The organism is Nocardioides sp. T5 (assembly GCF_048161455.1).
Classification (GTDB): Bacteria; Actinomycetota; Actinomycetes; order Propionibacteriales; family Nocardioidaceae; genus Nocardioides.
In genome coordinates, this window is sequence record NZ_CP182415.1 from 3,845,128 (window position 1) to 3,869,475 (window position 24,348).

At 70.5% G+C, this 24,348-nt stretch carries 23 protein-coding genes and 1 tRNA gene; 7 read left to right on the top strand and 17 right to left on the bottom strand.

All coding sequences use genetic code 11. The features are described from left to right. Position 1: 1 nt before the first annotated feature. The 3 genes from moaC to ACNKF0_RS18840 are packed head-to-tail and all read right to left on the bottom strand — an operon-like array spanning position 2 to position 3,124. Entirely contained in the window at positions 2 to 490 is a 489-nt protein-coding gene (gene moaC / locus ACNKF0_RS18830; protein WP_299926346.1) for a cyclic pyranopterin monophosphate synthase MoaC, read from the bottom strand. Further along, complete coding sequence (glp, locus tag ACNKF0_RS18835; protein WP_416954357.1) at positions 490 to 1,719, bottom strand: gephyrin-like molybdotransferase Glp; 1,230 nt, start codon at positions 1,717 to 1,719, stop codon at positions 490 to 492. Before glp ends, moaC begins: the two co-directional genes overlap by 1 nt. Beyond that, positions 1,712 to 3,124, bottom strand: coding sequence for a UTP--glucose-1-phosphate uridylyltransferase (locus ACNKF0_RS18840; protein WP_416954358.1), 1,413 nt, complete (start codon positions 3,122 to 3,124; stop codon positions 1,712 to 1,714). The genes glp and ACNKF0_RS18840 overlap by 8 nt, the downstream gene beginning before the upstream one ends. A 22-nt stretch (positions 3,125 to 3,146) precedes the next feature. Between ACNKF0_RS18840 and ACNKF0_RS18845 the strand changes: the two genes are divergently transcribed. Further along, a complete protein-coding gene (locus tag ACNKF0_RS18845; protein ID WP_416954359.1) occupies positions 3,147 to 3,746 on the top strand; it encodes a 5-formyltetrahydrofolate cyclo-ligase in 600 nt (199 codons plus the stop codon). On the opposite strand, the gene ACNKF0_RS18850 is transcribed toward ACNKF0_RS18845, so the two are convergent. Next, on the bottom strand, positions 3,730 to 6,384 hold the full coding sequence (locus tag ACNKF0_RS18850) for a penicillin acylase family protein (protein WP_416954360.1): 2,655 nt from the start codon (positions 6,382 to 6,384) through the stop codon (positions 3,730 to 3,732). The two genes, ACNKF0_RS18845 and ACNKF0_RS18850, sit on opposite strands and share 17 nt — an antisense overlap. A gap of 111 nt (positions 6,385 to 6,495) precedes the next feature. On the opposite strand from ACNKF0_RS18850, the gene ACNKF0_RS18855 reads away from it, so the two are divergent. The 3 genes from ACNKF0_RS18855 (at position 6,496) to ACNKF0_RS18865 (ending at position 7,973) form a co-directional block, all read left to right on the top strand. Then, complete coding sequence (locus ACNKF0_RS18855) at positions 6,496 to 6,834, top strand: FmdB family zinc ribbon protein (protein ID WP_416954361.1); 339 nt, start codon at positions 6,496 to 6,498, stop codon at positions 6,832 to 6,834. An 83-nt stretch (positions 6,835 to 6,917) separates the two neighbouring features. After that, complete coding sequence (locus tag ACNKF0_RS18860; protein ID WP_416954362.1) at positions 6,918 to 7,562, top strand: SAF domain-containing protein; 645 nt, start codon at positions 6,918 to 6,920, stop codon at positions 7,560 to 7,562. A 60-nt stretch (positions 7,563 to 7,622) separates the two neighbouring features. Beyond that, positions 7,623 to 7,973 carry an MscL family protein gene (locus tag ACNKF0_RS18865; RefSeq protein ID WP_416954363.1) on the top strand — a complete coding sequence of 117 codons (351 nt, stop codon included), beginning with the start codon at positions 7,623 to 7,625 and terminating at the stop codon, positions 7,971 to 7,973. Positions 7,974 to 8,187: 214 nt separating this feature from the next. Here ACNKF0_RS18865 and ACNKF0_RS18870 read toward each other — a convergent pair whose 3' ends face one another. The 3 genes from ACNKF0_RS18870 to ACNKF0_RS18880 form a co-directional block, all read right to left on the bottom strand. Next, positions 8,188 to 8,412, bottom strand: coding sequence for a hypothetical protein (locus ACNKF0_RS18870; protein WP_416954364.1), 225 nt, complete (start codon positions 8,410 to 8,412; stop codon positions 8,188 to 8,190). Between the two features lie 7 nt (positions 8,413 to 8,419). Further along, the gene (locus ACNKF0_RS18875) at positions 8,420 to 9,682 is read right to left on the bottom strand and encodes an LCP family protein (RefSeq protein ID WP_416954365.1); all 1,263 of its coding nucleotides are present in this window, start codon (positions 9,680 to 9,682) and stop codon (positions 8,420 to 8,422) included. Positions 9,683 to 9,784: 102 nt separating this feature from the next. Further along, positions 9,785 to 10,189: a MerR family transcriptional regulator gene (locus ACNKF0_RS18880; protein WP_416954366.1), complete on the bottom strand. Its 405-nt coding sequence runs from the start codon at positions 10,187 to 10,189 to the stop codon at positions 9,785 to 9,787. A 143-nt stretch (positions 10,190 to 10,332) separates the two neighbouring features. On the opposite strand from ACNKF0_RS18880, the gene ACNKF0_RS18885 reads away from it, so the two are divergent. From ACNKF0_RS18885 to ACNKF0_RS18895, 3 genes are all read left to right on the top strand, one after another. After that, positions 10,333 to 11,772 carry a SulP family inorganic anion transporter gene (locus ACNKF0_RS18885; protein WP_416958580.1) on the top strand — a complete coding sequence of 480 codons (1,440 nt, stop codon included), beginning with the start codon at positions 10,333 to 10,335 and terminating at the stop codon, positions 11,770 to 11,772. A gap of 78 nt (positions 11,773 to 11,850) precedes the next feature. Continuing rightward, positions 11,851 to 11,926: transfer RNA gene (locus ACNKF0_RS18890), tRNA-Arg, on the top strand. Positions 11,927 to 12,086: 160 nt separating this feature from the next. Further along, the gene (locus tag ACNKF0_RS18895) at positions 12,087 to 12,449 is read left to right on the top strand and encodes a sensor histidine kinase (protein ID WP_416958581.1); all 363 of its coding nucleotides are present in this window, start codon (positions 12,087 to 12,089) and stop codon (positions 12,447 to 12,449) included. A 189-nt stretch (positions 12,450 to 12,638) separates the two neighbouring features. Here the strand turns inward: ACNKF0_RS18895 and istB are convergent, their stop codons facing one another. The 10 genes from istB to ACNKF0_RS18945 form a co-directional block, all read right to left on the bottom strand. Further along, the gene (istB, locus tag ACNKF0_RS18900) at positions 12,639 to 13,445 is read right to left on the bottom strand and encodes an IS21-like element helper ATPase IstB (protein WP_416954367.1); all 807 of its coding nucleotides are present in this window, start codon (positions 13,443 to 13,445) and stop codon (positions 12,639 to 12,641) included. Then, the gene (istA, locus tag ACNKF0_RS18905; protein ID WP_416954368.1) at positions 13,445 to 14,710 is read right to left on the bottom strand and encodes an IS21 family transposase; all 1,266 of its coding nucleotides are present in this window, start codon (positions 14,708 to 14,710) and stop codon (positions 13,445 to 13,447) included. The genes istB and istA overlap by 1 nt, the downstream gene beginning before the upstream one ends. 668 nt (positions 14,711 to 15,378) lie before the next feature. Further along, the gene (locus tag ACNKF0_RS18910) at positions 15,379 to 16,023 is read right to left on the bottom strand and encodes a DUF1989 domain-containing protein (RefSeq protein WP_416954369.1); all 645 of its coding nucleotides are present in this window, start codon (positions 16,021 to 16,023) and stop codon (positions 15,379 to 15,381) included. 188 nt (positions 16,024 to 16,211) lie between these two features. Continuing rightward, a complete protein-coding gene (locus ACNKF0_RS18915) occupies positions 16,212 to 16,487 on the bottom strand; it encodes a hypothetical protein (RefSeq protein ID WP_416954370.1) in 276 nt (91 codons plus the stop codon). Between the two features lie 29 nt (positions 16,488 to 16,516). Then, the gene (tcuA, locus tag ACNKF0_RS18920) at positions 16,517 to 17,983 is read right to left on the bottom strand and encodes an FAD-dependent tricarballylate dehydrogenase TcuA (RefSeq protein WP_416954371.1); all 1,467 of its coding nucleotides are present in this window, start codon (positions 17,981 to 17,983) and stop codon (positions 16,517 to 16,519) included. Positions 17,984 to 18,087: 104 nt separating this feature from the next. Continuing rightward, entirely contained in the window at positions 18,088 to 19,278 is a 1,191-nt protein-coding gene (locus ACNKF0_RS18925) for an XdhC family protein (RefSeq protein ID WP_416954372.1), read from the bottom strand. Positions 19,279 to 19,291: 13 nt separating this feature from the next. Next, a complete protein-coding gene (locus ACNKF0_RS18930) occupies positions 19,292 to 20,575 on the bottom strand; it encodes an SRPBCC domain-containing protein (RefSeq protein WP_416954373.1) in 1,284 nt (427 codons plus the stop codon). Beyond that, the gene (locus ACNKF0_RS18935; RefSeq protein ID WP_416954374.1) at positions 20,572 to 21,465 is read right to left on the bottom strand and encodes an FAD binding domain-containing protein; all 894 of its coding nucleotides are present in this window, start codon (positions 21,463 to 21,465) and stop codon (positions 20,572 to 20,574) included. Before ACNKF0_RS18935 ends, ACNKF0_RS18930 begins: the two co-directional genes overlap by 4 nt. Continuing rightward, positions 21,462 to 22,040, bottom strand: coding sequence for a (2Fe-2S)-binding protein (locus ACNKF0_RS18940; protein WP_416954375.1), 579 nt, complete (start codon positions 22,038 to 22,040; stop codon positions 21,462 to 21,464). The genes ACNKF0_RS18935 and ACNKF0_RS18940 overlap by 4 nt, the downstream gene beginning before the upstream one ends. Next, positions 22,037 to 24,334 (bottom strand): xanthine dehydrogenase family protein molybdopterin-binding subunit, encoded by a 2,298-nt coding sequence (locus ACNKF0_RS18945; protein WP_416954376.1) that lies wholly within the window; start codon positions 24,332 to 24,334, stop codon positions 22,037 to 22,039. Before ACNKF0_RS18945 ends, ACNKF0_RS18940 begins: the two co-directional genes overlap by 4 nt. Positions 24,335 to 24,348 lie beyond the last annotated feature (14 nt).

The following is a 24,348-nucleotide window of genomic DNA, read 5'->3' on the forward strand; positions in this document are numbered from 1 at the left end:
GTCACCGTGTCCATGGGCCGGATCGGCCGCCGCTCTTGGCCTCGACCCGGATGTCGGTGATGGTCGCGGCCTTGTCGACCGCCTTGACCATGTCGACGACGGTGAGCGCGGCGACCGAGACGGCGGTGAGGGCCTCCATCTCGACGCCGGTGCGGTCGGTCGTGCGGACGGTCGCGGTGATGTCGACGGACGCGTCGGTGACCTCGAGGTCGACGGTGACGCCGGAGATCGACAGCGGGTGGCACAGGGGCACGAGCGCGGGGGTCTGCTTGGCGCCCATGATCCCGGCGATGCGGGCCACCGCCAGCGCGTCACCCTTCGGCACGCCCTCGCCGCGCAGCAGCTCGACCACGGCCGGGCTGACGAGCACGCGGCCGGAGGCGGACGCCGTACGCGCGGTGACGGGCTTGTCGCCGACGTCGACCATGCGGGCAGCACCGGTCTCGTCGACATGGGTGAGCCGGTCGCCCCCCTCGTGCTGGGTGGCCATCAGAACTCCTCGTCGAGCTTGCGGATCGCCACCATCTCGCCGGCGGGGATCGCGGTCGTGTCCGCGGGCACCTCGATCAGGCAGTTGGACGTCGCGAGGTCGCCGAGGAGGTGCGAGCCGTGGCCGCCGACCGGCGAGACGAACGTGCCGCCGCGGTCGGTCTCGTAGTGGCCGCGCACGAGCTGGACCTTGCCCTCCGGCGACGACAGGCCGTGGGTGAGCCGGGCGCGGCCGGCGGGCCGGACGTAGGGCAGCTTGCCCATCATCCGGCGGATCGCCGGCGCCACGAACATCTCGAACGAGACGTAGGAGGAGACCGGGTTGCCGGGAAGGGTGAAGACCGGGGTGTCGTCCTCGCCGACCGTGCCGAAGCCCTGCGGCTTGCCGGGCTGCATGCCGACGCCGCCGAACCACATCGAGCCGTGGTGCGACAGCGACTCCTTGACCACGTCGAAGTCGCCCTCGCTCACGCCGCCGCTGGTGACGACGAGGTCGGCGCGGACGAGCTGGTCGCTCAGCGCCTCGGTGAAGGCGTGCGCCTCGTCGGGCACGATCCCGACGCGGTAGGCGATGGCGCCGGCGGCCCGGGCGGCGGCGGCAAGGAGGTAGGAGTTGCCGTCGTAGATCGAGTCGCGACCCAGCGGCGTGCCGGGGTCGCGCAGCTCGGAGCCGGTGGAGATCACCACGACGCGCGGCCGCGGCCGGGTGCGTACGGTCGCGCGACCCACCGCGGCGAGCAGGCCGAGGTGGCGTGGCCCGAGGACCGTGCCCTCCTCGAGCAGCATGTCGCCCTCGGTGATGTCGTCACCGGTGGGCCGGATGTGCTGGCCGGGCGTGGCGGCGCGGCTGATCCGGACGCTGGCGACGCCGCGGTCGGTCCACTCGTAGGGCACCACCGTCGTCGCTCCTGCGGGCACGGGCGCCCCGGTCATGATCTTGACGGCGCTGCCCGGCGAGATCGCCAGGATCGACGACTGCCCGGCACCGATCTCCCCGACGACGGGGAGCGTGACGGGGTCGTCCTCGCTCGCCCCGGCGACGTCCTCGGCGACCACGGCGTAGCCGTCCATCGCGGAGTTGTCGAAGCTCGGAAGCGAGATCGGGGCGACGACGTCCTCGGCCAGGGCCAGCCCGAGCGCCTCCATCAGGGGCTGCGGGAAGGCCGGCAGCGGGGAGACGGTGGCGAGGATGCGCTCGACGTAGTCGGCAACGGGCAGCAGGTCAGCCATCGGTGCCCTGGGCCGGGTCCTCGCTCAGCACGGTGCCGCCCTCGACGCGCTGGGCCGACGACGCCTCGAGCGCGACGGGGCCGACCACCCGGACACCGGGTCCGAAGGTCCAGTCGCCGGCGACGGTGAACGACTCGGCCTCGCGCAGCGACGGCGCGCCCTCGGGGAAGCGCTTGTCGAAGTCGCCGACCAGCTTGTAGAAGTCGCCGTCGAGCGACACGAACGGCACCTCGTCACCGGCCTGGTCGAGCACGAAGTCGCGGCCCAGGTCGTAGACGTCGGAGCGCAGGACGAGCAGGTCGTCGGTCGTCTTCACCGGGACGAACCGGTCGCGGCCGACCTCGATCGTCAGCGCGCCCTCGAAGACCTCGATCGCTGCACCCATCGCCGTCTCGATCTGGATGACCTCCGGGGTGGACCTGTCGGCGGGGTCGAGGTGCTTGACGTTCTTGATGAGCGGCAGGCCGAGGATGCCGCCGCGGGCGTCGAGCGCGTCGACCATCGCCTGCAGGTCGAACCACAGGTTGTTGGTCGAGGCGTACTTGTGGCGGGTGAGGTCGGCCAGCGCCTCCTTGTCGGCGTCGAGCGTCTGCGCCGACTCGCGCAGCACGATGCGGCCGTCGGCCTTGCGGAGGGCGAAGTGCCCGCCCTTGCGGTCCGACGGCGTACGACGCACGGCCTCGATCGCGAAGGGCGCGCCGCTCTGGGCGAACCAGCCGGCCACGCGCGCGTCCGGCACCGCGCCGAGGTTGTCGGAGTTGGAGACGAAGACGTAGCGGTAGCCGGCGTCGAGCAGCTGGGCGAGCAGCCCGGTGCCGCGCAGCGCGGTGTAGATGTCGCCGTGGCCGGGCGGGCACCACTCGAGGTCCGGGTTCTTCGGGTACGCCGCGGGCATGAGGTCGGCGGCGAGGAGCTTGGGCTCCTTGTTCTGCAGGAACTCCAGCGGCAGCCCCTCGACCGGGAGCTCCTCGTAGCGCGCGAGCGCGGCCATCGTGTCGGACGAGGTGCGGAACGAGTTCATGAACAGCAGCGGCAGCGTGGCGTCGTGCTCCTTGCGGAGGTGCAGCACCTGCCGGGCGATGATGTCGAGGAAGCTCAGCCCGCGGCGCACGCACAGCAGCGACTTCGCGCGCTCCATGCCCATCGACGTGCCGAGGCCGCCGTTGAGCTTGATGACCGCCGTCTTGCGGATCGCCTCGGCGGCGGTCTCCTCGGGGACCTCGACGTCGGCCAGCGACTCCATGTCGAGGGGCTCGATGGAGTCCTCGGCGATCATGCCGGTCTCCCCGTGCTCGAGGAGCCGGTAGTAGTGCGCGAACGTGTCGATCGCGACCTCGTCGACGCCTGCCTGGCGCATCTTCTCGCGCGCGAGAACGAGACCCTGCGGATTGCCCTTGCCTGCCATGGTTCGATCGTAGGCTGCCTGTGTGGGAGCAGGACACTCGGCGGCCAAGACCGCGCTGCGCGACCAGGTGCAGGCCGCGCGCAAACGCCGCCCGCTCGAGGCAGCAGCCGCCTTCTCGGCCGACGTGGTCGACGTCGCGCTGGCGTGGCAACCGGTGCGCAGCGCGGCCACCGTGGCGGCCTACGTCTCGGTCGGCAGCGAGCCCGGCACGGGCCTGCTCCTCGACGCGCTCGCGCACGCCGGGAAGCGGGTGCTGCTGCCGGTGGTGCTGCCGGGGCTCGACCTCGACTGGGCGGCGTACACCGGTCGAGACGGCCTCGCCCCGGCGGTGCGCGGCCTCCTCGAGCCGACCGCCCCGCGCCTCGGACGCGAGGCGATCGCCCGGGCCGACGTCGTGCTCGTGCCGGGCACGGGCGTCTCGCTCGACGGCACGCGGCTCGGCCAGGGTGGTGGCTGCTACGACCGCGCCCTGCCCCGCGTCCTCCCCGGCACCCCCGTCGCCGTGGTGCTGTACGACGACGAGGTCGGGCTCGACGTGCCGGCCGACCCCCACGACGTGCCGGTCGGCTTCGCCCTCACGGGCAGTGGGGTGACGGCGTTGGCGGCTACTCCGCGGGCGTGAGGACCAGCCGGTCCCCGGCTGCCGCCTCGACGGCGTCGCGGGAGAAGGCCCAGGGCAGGGTCTCGCCGTCGACGTAGAGCTCGGTCTGGTCGGAGTAGTGCGACGAGGTCGGGTGCCCGGAGACGCCGGTGAGGTTGATCCACCGGGAGTCGTCCCAGTCGGCGAGCGAGACCACCATCCGCATCGACGGCGCGGCCGTGACCTCGAAGCCCTCGACCGCGTCCCACGACGTGGCGTCGACGACGGACGAGCCGCCGCCCACCTCCCAGCCGGTGCGGTTGAAGAAGCGCTCGACCGGCGCCACACCCGAGTCACCGAGCGTGGCGTTGCGCAGGTCCATCCGGTGCAGCCGGCCCCACTCCCACAGGCGCGGGTCGCGGGACTGGCGGCGCGTCATCTCGTCGCGCGCGTCGACGAGCGCGGCCCGCAGGATGTCGTCGCGGGTCTCCACGACGTCGTCGGTGCGCACGTCGTCCCACCACGGCCCGGCGGGCTCGGAGAGCATCTGCCCGACCACGCGGAACCACCGGTCACCGCCGTCGGGCCAGGTGCGCTGGCGCAGGTCGTCGTGGAAGGTCTTCTCCAGGATCGTGCGCCACACGACGTTGAAGTAGGCCGCGGCGGGGCTGTCGGCGGGTGAGGAGAAGTCCCACTGCCGCAGCAGGTTGAGCGCGTTGCGGTAGTAGGGCGACGGCAGCGCCTCGACGTCGAGGAGGTAGGGCACGAGGGTCTCGGCCATCGGGTTCGCCGAGTCGAGCTGGAGCGCGGCCATCTCCGGCACCGACAGCTCCCCCTCGGCCTCGAGCAGCTCGCGGATGCGCGTCGAGCGGTAGCCGTAGTCCCAGTCCTTGGTGAGCAGGTAGGGGTAGCGCTCGTCGATGACGGCCTGGTTGGCCGTCGCGATGAAGCCCTCCTCCGGGTCGAGCACGCTGGGCAGCCCGTCGAAGGGGATGTAGTCGCCGGTCCAGTCGTTGGCGCTGATCCAGCCCTCCACCGGCATGGTGCCGTCGTTGCCACCGCGCCGGATCGGGATCCGGCCTGGTGACTGGTAGCCGATGTGACCCTCGCGGTCGGCGTAGACGAGGTTCTGCGCCGGCACGCTGAAGTCGGCGGCGGCGGCGCGGAAGGAGTCCCAGTCCGAGGCCCGGTTGAGGGCGAGGATCGCGTCGGCGGTGGGTGCCGGCTCGAGGGCGGTCCACGCCAGCGCGACGGCGTACCCGCTCCCCCGCTCGCCGGGCTCGTCGGTCGGTGCGTTGGCGCCGACGGTCGCGAACTCCGACGAGACGTCGCTGATCAGCGGTCCGTGCACCGTCTCGCGCACGCGCAGCTCGACGTCGTCCTCACCGCGCACCTCGATGGTCTCGGTGCGCACCTCCATCGCCTCGGTCCCGCCGTCGCGGACGTAGCGGTCGTCGCCCTCGGTCTGCTCGAGGAAGAGGTCGGTCACGTCCGGGCCGAGGTTGGTGAAGCCCCAGGCGATGTCGGCGTTGTGGCCGATGATGACGCCGGGGACGCCGGAGAACGTGAAGCCCGCGGTGTCGAGCGTGCAGTCGGGCGCCTGCTCGCGGCAGTGCAGCCCCATCTGCATCCAGATCCCCGGCTGGCTGATCCCCAGGTGCGGGTCGTTGGCCAGGATCGGCGCGCCGGTCGCGCTGTGCTCGCCGTCGACGACCCACGAGTTGCTGCCGATGCCGCGGCCCTTGCCGATGAGCGCGGGCATCGCGTCGAGCCGGTCGCGCACGCGCTCGAGCGCCGTGACCACCCCGGGGGCGTACGCCGGCCGGCGCGGGTTGCGGGTCGCGTTGCCCGTCGCGTTCTGCTCGAAGACGCCGTCGACGACCCCGCCGCCGCTGACGATCGTCGGGTGCTCGTCGAAGGGATAGCCCGGCCACAGCGACGCGACCTCGTCCTCGGTGTGGTCGAGCGAGAGCAGCACCCGGTCGACCTCGGCCTCCATGTTGCCGCGCAGGTCCCACGCCATGGCCTTGAGCCAGGCGAGCGAGTCGACGGGCTCCCACTCCTCCGGCGTGTAGTCGAGCCCGGTGAGGCCGAGGATGCTGTACTCCGCCGCCAGCTGCGAGGGGCTGCGGTCGCCGATGTAGGCGTTGACGCCGGCGGCGTAGGCCGTCAGGGCGTCGCGGGTCGCGGGCTCCAGCAGGGCCAGCTCGCGCTCGGCGACCCGACGCCAGCCCATCGTCCGGATGAAGCGGTCGGTCTCGAGGGTGTCGGGACCGAAGATCTCCGAGAGCCGGCCCGCCGTCACGTGGCGACGGAAGTCCATCTCGAAGAAGCGCTCCTGCGCGTGCACGAAGCCCTGCGCGAACATCAGGTCGGCGTCGGAGTCGGCGTAGACCTGCGCGATGCCGTGCTCGTCGCGCACCACCTCCACCGACGCGGACAGGCCCGGCACCTCGATCTCGCCGTCGGTCTGCGGCAGCGGACGGCGTACGACGACCACGACCGCCACGGCCAGCACGAGGAGCAGCAGCACGAGGCCGAGGGCGATCCAGGCCGTCCAGCGCACCGCCCGGGGCGCGCGCCGGAAGGCCTGCCAGCGCGAACCGCGGGTGGGCTCGGCCTTCTGATCGGTCGCGGCGGAACTGGTGGCGGAGTCGGTGGTGTCGGCAGGCTCGGTCATCGCTCGACCATTGTGCCGTACCATTGGCAGTCGAAGGGCTCGAGTGCCAGCGCGTCGCGCCGGCCCGGCCGATCCCGTCAGTCGCTCTCCAGTCGCTTTCCGAGGACCCACATGCCGACCTACCAGTACGCCTGCACCGAGTGCGGCCACTCCTTCGAGCAGTTCCAGAGCTTCAGCGAGGACGCGCTGACCGTCTGCCCCGAGTGCGACGGCCGGCTGCGCAAGCTCTACAACGCCGTCGGCGTGGTGTTCAAGGGCTCCGGGTTCTACCGCACCGACAGCCGTTCGGACGCGTCCTCCTCGACCCCCGCCTCGACGTCCGCGTCCACCTCGAAGTCGTCCTCCTCGTCCTCGTCCTCCTCCGACGGCGGCTCCTCGTCGTCGTCGACCGCAGCGTCCAGCAGCTCGTCCTCCTCGACGTCCTCCTCGTCGTCGTCCTCCTCGGACTGACCTCCTCCGACTGATCTCCCCCGGCTGACCTCCCCTGTGGAGAGGCCGAGCGGGAGCACGCCCGTCCGGCCTAGCGTCGATGCATGTTCCCGGGACTCCCGCCGGCGCGGCGTCGGCTGCGCGCCGCGCGCCACCAGCTGCGGCGCCGTCGTCGGCTGATCGCCGCCGCACTCACCGCCGCCGCCGCCCTCGCCGCGCTACGCACGCTCGCCCCGCCACCGGCCGAGACCGTCGAGGTGCTGGTCGCGGCGCGCGACCTGCCCTCGGGCTCGCTCCTCGAGGAGGACGACCTGGTCGTGCGCGACTGGCCCGTCGACCTCGCCCCGCCCGACGCCCTGCCCGACGCCGGGGTCGGCGCGGCCGGCCGCGTGCTGGCGGCACCGATCGGCCGCGGCGAGGTACTGACCGGCGTACGCCTGGTCGGTCCGGGGCTGGCGCTGGCCCACCCCGGCGAGACGGTCGTGCCGGTCCGGCTGCCCGACGCGGGCATGGCCGCGCTGCTGCACGCGGGCGACGAGGTCGACCTGCTGGCGACCGACCCGGGCACCGGCGAGGCCGTCCTGGTGGCGCGCGACGTCACCGTCCTCGCGACCCCGACGGGCGTCCCCGAGGGTCCGGCGGGCGGATCGGGCGGAGCACTCGTCGTGGTCGGGGCGAGCGCCGACGAGGCGGTCACGATCGCGGGCGCCGCGCTGACGCAGTTCCTCACCGTGTCGTGGAACCGCTAGCGTGAGGAGCACGCACCGTCCGCGGCTCCTCTCGGGGCCCCGTCAGAAGGAGAACCCAGCATGAGCGGCTTCAAGGCCTTCGTCCTCAAGGGCAACCTGGTCGAGATCGCCACCGGCCTGATCATGGCGCTCGCCTTCGCAGCGGTCGTCACCACCTTCACGGAGTGGCTCACCGGCCTGCTGCCCAACACCGACGACTTCTTCAGCGGCGAGGCCGGCAGCTTCGGCGCCTTCCTCAACGCGCTGATCTCGTTCCTGATCATGGGCGCCGTCGTCTACTTCTTCATCGTGCTGCCCTACACCAAGGCGCGCGAGCGCTTCTTCCCCACCGAGGAGGCCGGCGCGGCCCCCGACGTCGCCCTGCTCGAGGAGATCCGCGACCTGCTCCGCGCTCGCGGCGGCGCGGTCTGAGCCACCCCGTCGTACGACGCTCACCGGCCCGTCCCCGACCGGGGGCGGGCCGTTCGTCGTCCGGCTGGTCACTCCCGCTCCCGAGACGCCCCGTTCAGCGGTGGCTGAGCCACACTCGCGAGCCCGTGAACGTGGGTGGACCACCGCCCGCCCGCGCGTCGTACGGCGGCGCGCCGGGGCGGTCAGCCGTGGTGGCGGTCAGCCGTGGTGGCGGTCAGCCGTGGTGGGGCGGGACCTGGTCGCGGTACCAGTCGTCGCCCTTGCCCGAGCGGTCCTCGCGCGGGTCGCGGTCGTCGCTCGTCTGCTCGGGCGCGCCGTCCCCGAACACCGCCGCCAGCCGGCGACGGCGCTTCCACTCCGGCTCGCGCTCGGCCGCCGGGGCCACCGGGTCGGCGGGACCGGTGGTGTCGGTGGCGTCGGTGGCGTCGTCGGGGGTCACGAGCAGGTCAGGCGCAGATGCCGGGGACGGGCTCCGGCTCGGTCGTGGCCGGGGCGTCAGGGCTGGCGGTCTCGCTCGGCGAGGCCGTCTCGGTCGGCGTGGGGGTCTCGGAGGGCGTCTCGGAGGGCGTCGGGGTCTCCCCGTCCGCGGTCGGCGACGGCGTCTCCGAGGATTCGGGCGGTCCCTCGGCGCTGACGGAGTTGCCGCCGAGCAGACGCGGCGGGATCGCCTTGTCCTCGTTGATGAGCTCCCAGATCTTCTCGGCCTCGGGCGTCCAGTAGACCTTGCCCCAGAACTCGGAGTCGCGCGGGTAGTACTCGGTGGGCAGCGTGACGAACTGGACCTTGTCGAGGCCGATCCCCTGCAGCTGCATCGCCACCTTTCCAAGCCGGGTCACCGAGGCGAACTCCTCGTCGGTGGTCAGCGACTTGGTGGCCGCGTCGAGGAACTTCACGACCTTGTCGAGCCGCGTCAGCGTGCCCGCCGACTGCACCTCGCGGACCAGCGCGCCGATGAACTCCTGCTGGCGCCGGATCCGGGAGATGTCGTTCTGCTGGAGCTGCTCGCCCACGTAGCGTGCGCGGACGTAGTCGAGCGCCTGGTCGCCCGAGAGGACCGACGGGTTGCCCTTGGGGACGAAGATCTGGTGCTCGCGGTCCACGATGTCCTCGGGCACGCACACCGGCACACCGCCGACGGCGTCGACCATGTCGCCGAAGCTGGCGAAGTCGACGACGACGAAGTGGTCGACGTAGATGCCCGTGGTCGTCTCGAGCTGGTCGAGGGTGCAGACCGGGCCGCCCTCGGTGTAGGCGGCGTTCCACATCACGTCGGTCGCGGCGGCGGAGTCGCCGTCGTTGCACTCGGGCCGGTCGATGATCGAGTCGCGCGGGATCGAGACGGCGTACGCCCGGCTGCGGTCCGCGGAGAGGTGCACGAGGATGGTGGTGTCGGAGCCGCCGCCGCCCTCCGCGTCGATGTCGCAGCCCTCGCAGTCGCGCGAGTCGGAGCCCATCACGAGGATGTTGAGCGGCTCGCCGTTGCCGGTGTAGACCTTCTCGGGTCGCTCCTCGTCACCGAGCGCGTCGAGCGAGAGCCCCTCGATGTTGCCGTTGAGGTGGCGGATGAAGTACACCGTGCCGAGCCCGGTGATGAGGGCCAGCACGACCGCGCTGATGAGGATGACGCGTCCCACGGTGTGCTTGCGGGCGGCCTTGCCGCGGCGCTTGGGCGCGCCCGCAGGAGATTCGGGGCGCGACTCGTCCGACACGTGGGCACCTTCGCAGGGGTGGGAACTGGACCGGGACGGAATCTACTTCACTCCGGCAAGTTTGCCGCCCTCCGCAGCGCCGACCCCTGCGCTCGGGACTGCTCAGGTACGACGGCGCGCGGCGAGGAGACCGATGAACTCGTCGGCCATCTCGAGCTGGCGCACCAACCGCTCCCGCCGCTCGGCGGCCTCCCCCGACACGGCCGCGAGGCGATCGCGTGCGGCCTGCCCGGCCGCCGGGTCGGACGACGCGTCGTCGAGCACCTCCAGGTCGCCCATCACGGCCTTCATCTCCTCGATGCTGAACCCCAGGGGCTTCATCCGCCGGATGACGAGGATCTTGTCGACGTCGGACTCGGTGTAGAGCCGGAAGCCGCCGTCGGTGCGGCCCGACGGCGTGAGGAGTCCGACCTCCTCCCAGTGGCGCAGGCTGCGCAGGGACAGCTCGGTGCGCGCGGCCACCTCGCCGATGTGCATCACGGCCCCCTCGACGGACTGCTCGCCCACGACCGCGCCCTCCTGCCCTTCGATTTCAACCCTACCCTCACGTAAGGGTAGGTTTGTTGCTCGTGCCTGCCACCACCGACTCTATGGCCCAGTCCGAGCCCGCACCCGAGCCCACTGTGCGAGCCGCGCTGCGCTCGCCCCGGATGCTGCGCACCGAGGTGCTGGCCGGCCTCGTCGTCGCGCTGGCCCTGATCCCCGAGGCCATCTCGTTCTCCATCATCGCCGGGGTCGACCCGCGCATCGGCCTCTTCGCGTCCTTCACGATGGCGGTCTCGATCGCCTTCCTCGGCGGTCGTCCGGCGATGATCTCGGCAGCCACCGGCGCCATCGCGCTGGTGATCGCGCCGGTGATGCGCGACCACGGCTACGACTACCTGATCGCCACGGTGCTGCTCGGCGGGGTCATCCAGGTTGTGCTGGGGCTGCTGGGCGTGGCCCGGCTGATGCGCTTCATCCCGCGCCAGGTGATGGTCGGGTTCGTCAACGCGCTGGCCATCTTGATCTTCCTCGCCCAGGTGCCCCACCTGGTCGACGTGCCGTGGCTGGTCTACCCGATGGTCGCCGTCGGCATCGCGGTCATCGTGGGCTTCCCACGCCTCAACAAGGTGATCCCGTCCCCGCTCGTCGCGATCGTCGCGCTGACCGGCTTCGCCCTGCTGGCCGGACTGTCCCTGCCCGACGTCGGCGACGAGGGCGAGCTGCCCGACAGCCTGCCGGCCCTCTTCCTCCCCGACGTGCCGTGGACCCTCGACACCCTGCAGGTGATCGCGCCCTACGCCGTGGCGATGGCGCTCGTCGGCCTGCTGGAGTCGCTGCTCACGGCCAAGCTGGTCGACGACATCACCGACACCCACTCCGCCAAGACACGTGAGGCGTGGGGCCAGGGCGCGGCCAACGTGGTCACCGGCTTCTTCGGCGGCATGGGCGGCTGCGCGATGATCGGCCAGACGATGATCAACGTGAAGGCGTCCGGCGCCCGCACCCGGATCTCGACCTTCCTCGCCGGCGTCTTCCTGCTGGTCCTGGTCGTCGGCTTCGGCGACGTCGTCGCGCTCATCCCGATGGCCGCGCTCGTCGCCGTCATGATCATGGTCTCGGTCGGCACCTTCGACTGGCACTCGATCCAGCCGTCGACGCTCCGGCGGATGCCGAAGTCGGAGACCGCCGTCATGCTGGCCACGGTCGTCGTGACCGTGCTGACCCACAACCTCGCGATCGGCGTCGGGGTCGGCGTGCTGGTCGCCATGACCCTGTTCGCGCGCCGCGTCGCCCACCTCACGGAGACGCACCGCGAGCTCGTCACGAACCGCGACGGCACGACCAGCGCGGTCTACCGCGTCACCGGCGAGCTGTTCTTCGCCTCGAGCAACGACCTCTACACCCAGTTCGACTACGCCGGCGACCCCGCCCACGTCGTCATCGACCTGTCGCAGTCCCACGTCTGGGACGCCTCCACCGTCGCCTCGCTCGACGCCATCACCACCAAGTACGCCCGCAAGGGCAAGACCGTGGAGATCGTCGGCCTCAACCCGTCGAGCGCCGAACGCCACGAGCGGCTGTCCGGCTCGCTGCCGTCCCACTGACCGATGTGCTGATGCGCAGCGGTGTACGCCGTCGTGGCAGGATGCTTCCCGCCGCAGCACCACCGGTGACGTGGCACCGCCCCAGTAGCTCAGTGGATAGAGCAGCCGCCTCCTAAGCGAAAGGTCGCAAGTTCGACTCTTGCCTGGGGCACCACCGCAAAACCGCAGGTCAGATACGCGAATCCCGCGCTGACCTGCGGTTTTGTCATTGTTCGCTCCGTGTCGGGCTATGCCGTGGCGTGTCGCACTGGTGCGTCCGGTGCTCTGCGAAACGCTCGACAGCGGCGTTGACGGCGTCGATCTATGGGAATTCTATGTCAATTTCTCGGCCCCTCAGGGCGCCGAAGCCCGGTCAGCGCCCAAGTCCTCGCCCCGTACCGGACCTGCTCACCAACGCACTCAAACACACGCCGCCCGGCAGCACCGTGACAGTGACCGGCACGGCCGGACCGACCAGCGCCGGCTTCACGGTCCACGACGACGGCCCCGGATTCGCGCCCGACCTCGCACCGCACGCGTTCGAGCGCTTCACCCGCGGGGACGCAGCCCGGAGCCGCGGGGGCGCCGGCCTCGGACTATCACTGGTGCAGGCCATAGCTGGCGCCCACCGTGGCAGGGTGACACTCGCGAGCCAGCCGGGCGACACCGCGATCGACGTCGTTCTGCCACGTCCATGATCCTCGGGACAACTCGCATGTGACCGCCTCCGCAGGCCGGCCTTGCTCAGCGGCCGGCGCGCCCCTGGGTCTGTCGACAACGCTCGACCGTCTCCGGCGTCAACTTCTCGTAGTCACCGCGTCCCACCGTGTCAACGACGGTCGAAAACTGACCCCTTTCCGACGGTTGAAAATTGACCCCCTCAGTTTCTAGTTCTCTTCGTTGACGGCCGCGGGGACGCGGCCGAGCTCTCGGTTCTTCAGCCGGTAGGAGTCGCCCTTCAAGGCGATGACCTCGGCGTGGTGGACGAGCCGGTCGATCATCGCGGCGGCGACGGTGTCGTCGCCGAAGACCTCGCCCCAGCGGGCGAAGTTCTTGTTGGACGTGACGATGAGGCTGGCGCGTTCGTAGCGCGATGAGACGAGCTGGAAGAACAGGTTGGCGGCCTCGGGTTCGAACGGGATGTAGCCGACCTCGTCGATGACCAGCACCGGGTAGCGGACCAGCCGGCGGAGCTCGTCTTGCAGCCGGCCCGCGTGGTGGGCTTCGGCGAGCCGATCGACCCACTGGCTGGCGGTGGCGAACTGGACGCGGTGCCCTGCCTGGCAGGCCCGGATCGCCAGCCCGGTGGCCAAGTGGGTCTTCCCGGTGCCGGGCGGGCCGAGGAGCACGACGTTCTCCTTGCCAGCAACGAAGTCCAAGGTGCCCAGGTGCGCGATCGTCTCCCGCTTCAGGCCACGGGCGTGGTCGTAGTCGAAGTCTTCCAGACTCTTGCGGGCCGGGAACCGGGCTGCGCGGATCCGTCCCTCCCCACCATGGGACTCCCGCGCTGACACCTCGCGTTGCAGGCACGCGGCCAGGAACTCCTCATGGGTCCAGGACTCCTCGCGCGCCCGCTCGGCCAGCCGGGCGACCGATTCGCGCAGCGTGGGTGCCTTCAACGCCCGCGTCAGGAACTCCAGCTCGCTCGTGACATCGCGGCCGGTCCTCGGTGCCGACTTCGTCCGGGTGGCCATTACGACACCTCCTCGTCGACCAGCTCATCGACGAGGCCGAGTGCTAGGTCGTAGCACCCGAGTGAGCGGATCTCGACCTCCTCGCCGGTCGCAGCGTCGGCGACTGGCCGCAGGAGGTCGGCTCGGCCGTGGCGCAGGTGTTTGGCGGCGACGGTGTGCTCGAACTCGGTGATGGTCTGGTGCCGTGCCCACACCCGGGCGTGGTCGGCCACGACCGCGCCCTCGCAGGTCACCCACACCCGGTCCAGGTCGGCGTGGACCTCGATCCGGCGCCCGACCACGGCGGGGTGGACGGAGTAGTCGTTCGAGTCGACGCGGACGTAGTGGTCACGCGGAAGCCGCAGCGTCTTGCGCCAGCCGACCTCGGGCGGGACCGGTGGCAGGGGCAACATCGCGGCCCGGTCGGCTTCGACCCGGTCACCGGGCGTGCAGCCCAGGACCCGCATCCGACGGGCGTTGGCCTTGGCGAAGAACCCGGCCAGCTGGACGTTGAAGTCCGCTGGCGACGCGAAACGCCGTCCGGGCAGGAAGGACCTCTCGAGGTAGTCATGCAGCCGCTCGAGCATCCCCTTGGCTTCAGGGTCGGCGGGCTTGCAGATGTACACACTCGCCCCCAGGACACCGCGGAAACCCTGGCAGTGACCGGTCAGCTCGGGTCGTCGTGCGCGCCACCGGCCGACGGCTCCTTCGCCGTCCCACACCAGCGTCTTCGGGACACCCTGCAGCTGGGTCGACAGCAGGTGCCACCAGCCCGCGTACAGATCCTCGGCTTCGCGCGAGGGGATCAAGATGCCACCGGACCAGCGCGAGTAACCGGTCACGCACGTCATCACCGGCAGCCGCTTCGCGGTCCGGGTCTGCCCGTAGCCGACCGGGAGCTCGATGTCGGGAAACCAGAAGTCGAACTGCGCCAGCTCACCGGCCTCATAGGTGGTCCGCGACGCAGGATCGGGCGGCAGATAGGCCGGACGCAGCTCGGCCACCCGCTGCTTGAACACCGTCATCCCACGGTCCCAGCCGACCCGCTCCGCGATCACCGTGGCCGGCATCGTCGGCACCGCCTGAAGCTGCTCACGGATCCGCGGCTCGAACACATCGACCGCGGACCCCACTGGCTTCCGCACGTACCTCGGTGGCCCGTCAACCGCCAGCGCCGCACGGACCGTGTTGCGCGAGACGCCCAACGTCCTGGCGATCATCTTGATCGGCAACCCCTCGGCCCGGTGCAACCTGCGGATCTCTGCCCAGTCCTCCACTGACAACACTCCCGTCCTCCTGCCTCACCGCTGGTGAGGTCAGGGTCTCGGAGGGGGGTCAGTTTTCGACCGGCGATAGGGGGTCAGTTTTCAGGCGTCGCCGACACACCGCAACCTACTCGAATCAAGGAAGTGTTGCGCTGACCCCTGAGACCGTCGGCATGTGCGCGTGCTCATGAGTCGCCGTCAGACAAGCCGGCGAGTTGAAGATCCGCGTCAGGGCGCGTCTGAGTGAGGGGCAGGCAGCGAAGCCTACGGCTCGGAGGTTTATGTGTGAATCGGGAGATTCTGACCATCTGAGCCGCAGGTCGGTGCGATCGATCAACCCCTCCTAAGCGAAAGGTCGCAAGTTCGACTCTTGCCTGGGGCACCAGACCAGCACAAGCCCGCAGGTCAGATCTGCGAACACCGTGCGATCCAGCATCCGCGGCCGTGCCGCACACGCCGAAGCAGCCGGGCCTGCAACCGAACCGACGCTCGTTCATGCCGTCTCGCCGTCGGGGAGGTTGTCGACTCCACAGCCGTGACTGGACGGTTGCCGATGCTCGGCCGGGGACAGGTGGACAGGACCTCGACGCCGTTCCTGGCGACCGTGACAAGACCGACCGACCGCACGTCCGGCCGGTCAGTGGGGCTGCCAGCCATGCCCACCGCGCCGAGCCTGTGCACACTGCGCGTCAGGCGCTGCTGCGAGCCTCCGGCTCGTGCATAATAAGCCGGAGCGCGGTCGGGTTCCAGCCGTTGCACGGGTTGCGCGACTGCGGGCAGTTCGAGATCGCCACCACGAGGTCCATGTCGGCACGCAAGTCGATGTAGTCACCCGCCTTGCTCGGGCTCTCCTCGATCGCGGTCGCGCCGTCCGCTGCGACCGTCACATTCATGAAGATGTTGAAGTTGTACGGGATCTCAGGTTCAGGAATGTCGTACGGGGCGAGCGCCTCCTCGAAGTTGCCGCGGCAGCTCGCCGTGCCTCGCACGCCGTAACGAAACTCGTTCGTGGCGGCGCTGCACCCCCCGCTGATCACGTCATGGACGCCGACCGTGTCCTCGAGGATGGTCATCATCGGCCTGGCTCGGGTTGAGTACAGGTGATGTCCGGTTTTGAGAAAGACTGTCTGGTTGAGCAGCTGGGTGTTCGGCGGCGAGAACTTGTCCGCATGGTCCGCGGCGTTGAAGCACAGCAGGTCCGGCACCTGCTGGCCCTCGACGTCGACGATGCGCAGCACTTGCCCCATGGCCATCTCGAACGCGATGCCCTGCTTGGCGGGGAGTATGTCGTCGAAGACGACGAGCGACCCAGTGAGGGCTTCAGTAGGAATCAAGCTGCATCTCCTTGGGTGGGTTGGGGGGGTCCTCGTCGAGCGCCTGCCGGAGGGCCCACCCGGTGGGGCGCGGGCGTTCCCACCCGCACGTGCCCTGCTCCGCTGGATCGTCGCCTTGCAGTGTCATCCCTGGCCTCTGGTGTCGTTCGACTGCCTTCCAACGCCTTGGAGCACAGCCCGCGGGTCCCTCAAGGTCGCGCCTCGGCGCAGATGGATACGCACTGCGGACAGCGGTCCTTGACCGCCGCGGCCACGAAGGGCACCTCCCACAGTCGGTGCCAGCTCGTGGCATCGAGCCCGCACGCCGTCAGCGTCGTCCCCATCTGCTTGGCGTGTGCCATGGAGGCGGCCTGTCGGGTGAGCCCCTCGGCCTCGGTGCGGACGACGAACTGGCACGCGGTGAACCAGTACGTCGTTGGCTGCTTCGCCGGTGCCGCGTGGGATGGTGCAGCACTTGTCGACATGGATGCCCTCCCGTGGCCGCCTGGCGTGATCAGCCGGCCGCGTTCGCGCCGGCGATCTTGCCAAAGACGGAACCGTTCGTCAGGCCCGAGCCACCCGGGTAGTTGAAGTAGAAGACGCCGCCGACGATCTCCCCTGCTGCGTACAGGTTGGGGATGACGCGCTGGTCCGTGTCCAGCACCTGTGCGTCGCGGTTGATGCGCAGGCCCCCGAACGTGAACGTGATGCCGCAGGTGACCGCGTAGGCCTCGAACGGCCCGTCCTCGATGGTGTTGGCCCAGTTCGTCTTGTTGACCGCCAGGCCGCTCGTCCCTCGTCCGTCCTTGACGTTCGGGTCGAAGGGGACGTCCTGGTCGACGGCTGCGTTGTAGGCGCGGATCTCGGCGAGGAAGCCTTCCGCGTCGACGCCGTCCATCTTCTTGGCGAGCTCCTCGAGGGTGTTCGCGGTGACCTTCGTGACCTGCTTGATGCGGTACTCGTCGCGCAGCAGGTGGCTGACCTTGCTGTCGAAGACCTGCCACGCGAACTGGCCGGGCTGTTCGAGCACCCGACGTCCGTACTTGGCATAGGTGTAGTTGCGGAAGTCAGCACCCTCGTCGACGAACCGCTTCCCCTCGGCGTTGACCATGACCGACCACGGGTAGCTGTGCTTCTGGAAGTGGTCGCCCACGGCCATGTCGCCGAACTCGGGAGCGTTGAGCTCCCAGCTCACGGCGTGGCAGCCGGACCAGTTGCCGGCCGGGCTGGCCCCGATGCTGAGCGCCATCTGGTGACCGTCGCCGGTGTTGAACTGGGTGCCGCGCACCTTGGCGAGGTCCCAGTTCGGGCCGAGGTACTGCGTCCGCCACGCGGTGTTCGCCTGGAAGCCGCCACTGGCGAGGATCACCGCGTCGGCGTGCTCCTCGCGGGTCACGCCGTGCTGGCGCACGGTGACCCCGGACACGCCGTTGTCGCCCGCGATGAGCGAGAGCACGCGGGCGCCGTACTCGACCTGCACGCCAGCGTTGGCGGCCGCCTTGGTGAGCGCGTCGACGAGGCCGGGACCGCCGCCGGAGACCTCGACGGTCAGTCCGCCCCAGAACTTGAAGCGGCCGTCGATCTTGAACGCCTGGCGGCCGTAGATCGGCACGAACCGCACGCCCTGCTTGTTCATCCACTGCAGCGTCGGCAGGCTCTCGTCGGCCAGGACGCTCGCGAGCTCGGGGTCGGTCCGGTACTCGGTGACGCGCGCGAGGTCGTCGTAGAAGTCCGAGGCGGAGTAGCTGCCGAAGTCGGTGTTCGCCAGCTCCTCGTCGGTCAGCTCGGGCATCAACGTGAGGAGGTCGTCGACCCCGTCGTACGCCACCCGCATCGCGCCTGCGGTGAAGGCGGTGTTCCCGCCCTTCAGCTCGCCCTCGGCGCGCTCGAGCACCACGACGTCCGCGCCGTTCTCCCGGGCAGAAAGTGCCGCACACAGGGCCGCGTTGCCCCCGCCTACGACAATGACTCGCTTCGACATTTTGCCGCCTCTCGTATCGTCTGGATGCAACTGTATACAAAGAGATCCACGAAGTTCAAGCGCAGCACGAACCGAATCTGGCGCAGATCTGCGGGTGGGGAGACTCAGGGCGACTGATCAGCCGACTGGACGTCCGCATCTGCATGCTGGTGGATGCTCCCGTTCACATGCGTGAGCGGCACCCCCGTCCCACCCCATCGGAGGGCCACGATCTCCGCGCCGATGCTCATGGCCGTCTCGGGCGCAGTACGCCCGCGCAGGTCCAGCCCGATGGGAGAGCGAAGCCTCGTGAGCTCGGCGTCGGTCACCCCTGCCGCGCGCAGCCGCGCCAGGCGGTCCTCGTGGGCCTGCCGCGACCCCATCGCGCCGACGTAGCCGACCTCGGGCAGCCGGAGCGCCACCTCGAGGAGCGGCACGTCGAACTTCGGGTCGTGCGTCAGCACGGTCAGCGCCGTGCGCGCGTCGAGACGCCCGGCGTCGCGCTCGGCAGCGAGGTAGCGGTGCGGCCAGTCCACGACGACCCGGTCGGCGTCGGGGAACCGCTCAGGGGTGGCGAAGACCGGGCGGGCATCACACAGGGTGACGTCGTAGCCGAGGAAGCGTCCCGCTGTCGTCATGGACCGGGCGAAGTCGATGGCGCCGAAGACGATGAGGCGTGGGGCGGGCGCGAAGGAGCAGACGAAGACCCGGCACCCGGTCTCAAGCCGTTGCCCGTCGGGGCCGTACTCGATGACGCCGTCCTGCCCCGCGGAGAGCAGGCCCAGGCCATCGTCCAGGACCGCCTGGTCGAGCCGGTCGCTGCCCAGGTCGCCGGTCGCGGTGCCACCGGTCGGGGGTGACGCGGTGGAGCCGGGGTGGTCCGGGCGCAGCACCAGTCGTCGCCCGACGCGGGCCGGGTCGGGGTGCTCGATGACGGTCGCCAGCGCCACGGGCCGACCTGCCTTGACGTCGGCGACGAACCGGTCGAGGTCGACGAAGCTCGTCTTGTCGATGGCGGTCACCAGGATGCCGAGCTCTCCGCCGCACGTGAGCCCGACAGAGAACGCCTCGTCGTCGGAGACGCCGAACCGGTACAGTGCTCCGTCGCGGGTCTCTCGGACGTCGGTCGCGAGGTCGTAGACGGTGCCCTCGACGCAGCCCCCGGAGACCGACCCGACTACGGTGCCGTCGGGTCCGACGAGCATGGTCGCCCCGGGCGGCTGGGGGGCCGAGCGGAACGTGTCGACGACGGTCCCGGCACCGACGACCTCCCCGGCCGACCACCAGGCGAGCAGCTCGTCGAGGACCTCACGCATCTCGCATGCCTTGTCAGCGCCGTCGGGCTGCCGTGACCCGCCTGACGGGGTTGCGCGACCTGTGACGCCGGATGACTCCATCCGCCCCGGCGGCGCGAAGGGCGTCGTCGTCCGCCGAAGAGGCGCTCGGGCCGGCCAGCAGCGGTGACTCCAGACCGGCGCGACGCACCTCTTCGACCGCCAGGCACATCCAGGTCGTCGCGTCGCCCGAGGTGACGGCGCCGGTGTCGGCCACGATGCCGTGCACGACACCGGTCTGGGCCACCCGCGCCACCGACATCAGCGACCACGGCGTGGTGGCCACGACGAGAACGGGGCGACCGGTCTGCGTGGCGAGTGCCGCACCCAGCTCGGCGAGCGCGGCGACGTCAGCGACCGCAGGCCCCATCGGCGTCAGCGCGATGGCGGCGGCCGCGTCCAGTCCGGCCCGGGTGGCGTCACGCCAGAACGTCGGGACGTCCTCGGGCCTGCCCAGGCGCGCCTCGACCACGTACGCCGGCGCGGCCGCGACGTCGGCCCCTCGGACACCGGAGCGCATCGCCTGATGCGTGATCCACACCGGCTCGGCTGAGACCGCCTTGTCCCCCAGGTCCGCCCGGGACTCGATGTGGGTGAAGTGTCGGCTGCGGCGCAGCAGGCCCAGCAGTGCGTGCAGCAACGGCATCGGGTCGACCATGTCCACCGGTGCCACCACCCCCGGCTCGGACCGGGCGACGGCGCCGGGCTGGACCATCGCGGCGGCACGCACAGCATCCGGACCCTGCACGCCCGGGACGGCACCCGCTCCGGTGGCCTCCACGATCTCGATCGGGCGGCCCGTGTCGGTCCCGGTGGTCTCGCCCACGGGGAGCTCGCCCATGCGCCGCGAGAACTCGTCGACGAACCCCTCGGTGATCTGGTCGGCCTTCTTCAGCATCACGGCCTGGCCGAACTGGCCGAGCTTGCCCGAGATGGTGAACTCGGTGTGCACGACCAGCAGGGACGCGGTCTCGCCGCTCTCCTCGACCGCGAGGTCCATCCGGCCGACAACCTCCCCGCCGACCCGCCGGTCCGATCCCCTCATCTGCAGCACTGCGCGGCGGGCGTCGACATCGTGTTCGGTGATGCTGACGGTGCCGTCGAGGTTGACCTTGACGGGGCCCACCTTGACGATGAAGTTGCCCGCGTACACGCCGTCCCCTGTGTCCCGGACGCCGGACGCGCCGGGGAGGCACTCCCCGACGAAGGGGATGTCGACGACACGCTCGAACGTCTCGGCAGCCGCGGCGTCGATGACGATCCGCCTGTCTACGATCATGGCTTGTTCTCTCCTGCTCCAGTTGCTCGGGCCGAGGCGTCGCGTGCGTTCGTGAGCGCTCGCGAGATCAGGTTTCGGGTCATCTCGGTGCGGTACCAGCCACTGCCGCGCACGTCCTCGATCGGGTCCAGCGCGTCGGCATAGGCCTGGCCGATCCGCGCGATCCGCGCCTCGTCCAGCCGATGACCGATCGCCTCCCTCTCCACCTCCCGCAGCCGCAGGGGAACCTCTGCGGCAGCACCCACGCTGACCCGCACGTCGGCGCACGAGCCGTCGTCGTCGACGCGGACCAGTACTGCCACGCCGACGCACGGACGGTCCTCTGCCGACCTGGAGGAGTACTTCAGGTACGAGGTGAAGGCGGCCGGGTCCGTCACCGGGACGTGCAGGTGGGAGATGACCTCGTCGGGCTCGAGGCTGGTCTCGTAGAAACCGACGAACAGGTCCGTGGCGGCGATCTCGCGGGTCCCGTGCGGGCCGACCGCGGTGACCCACCCGTCGAGGAGCACCACGGGCGCAGGGGGGTCGGAGGCGTAGTCGGCCTCGGCGAGCACCCCGCCCACGGTCGCGGCCGCGCGGATGCGCGGGTTGCCGACCACGGCGAAGGACTGCGCCAGGACGGGAGCGTGCTCCCGCACGAGCTCGGAGCGGTCGACCTCGGTGTGCTTGACCAGGGCGCCCAGGGTGAGGACGCCATCGGCGACCGTGATCCGGTCGAGGTCGGGGATCCTGCTCAGCGAGACCAGGCCCTCGGGGTCGACCAGCTTCTGCCCCATGAGCAGCGACAACGCGGTCGCGCCGGCCACGACCTTGGCCTGCCCGTCGTAGTCGGCAAGGATCTCGCAGGCCTCGGCCAGGGTGCGAGGGAAGAAGATCGGCGGAGAGCTCACTGGTCCTCGCCTGCCCGTCCACCTGCGGCCGAGGGAGCGTCTCCCGTGACGGGCTCGTCGGCGCTCGGCTCCCCCACGAACTCCCGCGCTGCGGCCATGATCTGGGTGTAACTGCCGCACCGGCACACCTGCCCACTGAAGGCCTCGTGGACGTCCTTCTCGCTCGGGTGGGGATTCCTGCGCAGGAGTGCTTCGAGAGCGAGGATGAAGCCGGAGGTGCAGTAGGAGCACTGGAACGCGCGGTGACGCAGGAACGCCTCCTGGACCGGGGAGAGGTCGCCTTCCCCGTCGTCGAGACCCTCGATGGTGGTGATCTCGGCGTCGGCGCACAGGCCGGCCAGGGTCAGGCAGCTGTTGACGGCGGCGCCGTCACGCAGCACCGTGCAGGCGCCGCAGATCCCCACACCGCAGCCGCTCCGAGCGCCGTGCAGACGCAGCTCGTCGCGCAGGACCTCGAGAAGTGGTTGCGTGGTGCGGGCGGTGACCTTGCGTCGCTGCCCGTTCACGTTCAAGGTCAGCTGGACCTCGCCCTCCTCGTCGGGCAGGAGGACCAGGGTCTCGTCGTCGCTGCTCATGCCACACCGCCCTCTGCACCGGTCCGTGATGTCGATCCCTTCGCCTCCTGCAGGGCCCGGTACACCCGCTCCGAGGTCAGGGGCAGCGAGGTCACGCGCACCCCGGTGGCCCGGTAGACGGCGTTGCTCATCGCAGGTGCAATGGGCGGCAACGCCGGTTCGCCTAGGCCGTGCGGCTCCCCGCGCTCGGGGTCCTCGACAAGGTCGAAGGAGCGGTCGGTCGGTAGGTCCTCCATGGTGGGGACCATGTAGTCGGCCAGGCTCCCGTTCACCAGCTGCCCGTCGGTGTAGACGAGCTCCTCGAACAGCGCGTTGCCGACGCCGAACAGCAGGCAGCCTTCACACTGGTGCTGCGCACCGACCGGGTCGATGACCTTCCCGGCGAACACGGCACCGTGGTAACGCTCGAGGGTGACACGTCCGGTCCCGAGGTCGACTGCGACCTGCGCGGCACCGATCGACTGGTGCCAGTGCGCGGAACCGATGCCCTGACCCGTGAACGGGTCCAGCCCGCCGGAGGTCGTGAAGGTTCCCTCCCCGAGCACGTCGCCGCTCATGGTGCGTCTGATGACGTCCGCCATGCTCATGCGGGTGTCGGGTACTCCGCGAACCTGAACCGCGCCCCGGTCGAACTCGATCTCCTCGACCGGGGCCTCCAGCAGGCCCGCGGCGAGGTGGCGGATCTTCTCGATGAGGTCCTCGGAAGCCCGCCCCAGGGCTTCGCCCATGGAGAACGCGGACCGGCTGGCGGTGGTCTGCTGGTCGTAGGGGGTCAGGTCCGTGTCGACGTAGGAGACCTGCACGTCGTCGATGAACACACCGAGGTGCGCGGCGACGTTGTAGGCCAGCGCGGAGCGGATTCCTTGGCCCATCTCCACCGAGCTCGTCAGGACCACCACGCTGCCGTCGTCGTTGACACGCACCGCGGCAGCGGAGGTCGAGGGGGTGATGGTGCCCTCGATGACCGCGCTGACGCCCCAGGCCCGTACGACGTCGCCGTCGCGTTCCACGGCCGGCACCCGGCCCCAGCCGACCTTCTCGGCGACGGTGTCGAGCATGTCGACGAAGTTGAGGTGGTCGAGCTGTTCGCCGGTGCAGAAGGTGTCTCCGTCGACAAGCAGGTTGCGGCGACGCAGGTCGACGGCGTCGATGCCGAGGTGCTCGGCGATCGTGTCCATCTGGTTCTCGTAGGCCCACGCGGCCTGGTTGATGGCGAACCCCCGGTACGCGCCGGCGGGCGGCGTGTTGGTGAGAACCGCGTGCGCGTTGATGCGGACGTTCGGGATCCGGTAGGGGCCGTTGAGCCCGTACCCGGCGAACATCACCTTGCGCGGGCTGATCGTGGCGTAGGCACCCGCGTTGTAGTAGGCGGTGGCTTCGCGAGCGACGATGACGCCCTCGGCGGTGACGCCGGTCCGCAGCCGCACCTTCATCGCATGCTTGGTCATGGTGACGAACTCCTCGTCACGGCGCAGGTGCATCCGCACTGGTGCCCGGCAGACCTTCGACATGAGCACCGCGACGGGCTCGATGGCGGCGTAGGCCTTCGCACCGAACCCACCGCCGACCGCCGGCACGATGACGCGCACCCTGCTCAAGGTGGTGCGCAGGAGCAGGGCGAGCTGGCGGCGGACGATGTGGGGCGTCTGCGTGTTGCTCCACACCGTGACGCCGTCAGCGCGCCAGTCGGCCACCACGGCGTGCGTCTCCAGCGGCACCGCACCGACGGCCGGACTGTCGTACCACTCGTCGAAGACGTGGTCGGCCTGCGCGAAGCCGGCCTCGACGTCACCGCGCTCGACGGTGAAGGTGTTGCAGATGTTGCGGTCGTGGTCGGCCCGCAAGGTGATATCCACGAACATCGGGTCGCGTTCCGGCACCTCGGTGAACAGGATGGGCGCCTGACCGCTGCAGGCCTCGATGGCGTCGAAGACCGCGGGCATCGGCTCGTAGGTCACCTCGACCAGCTCGGCGGCACGAGCGGCGGCATGAGCGGTCTCGGCGACGACGGCCACGACGGGTTCGCCGACGTAGCGCACCACGTCATGGGCCAGCACCGGCTGGTCGGCGAGCACGGGACCGAAGCGCGACGCGACGTCGTCCATGGCACGCAGGTCCTGCCCGGAGACCACGGCGCGGACGCCGGGGGCGGCCGCGGCCTGCGACGTGTCGACCTCCAGGATGCGCGCGTGCGGCAGCGTCGAGCGCACGACCTGGCAGTGCAGCATGCCGGGCAGGTCGTGGTTGATGACGTACGGCGTGCGGCCTGTCACCCGGTCTCGCGCGTCGAGCACGGTGTTCTCCTCCA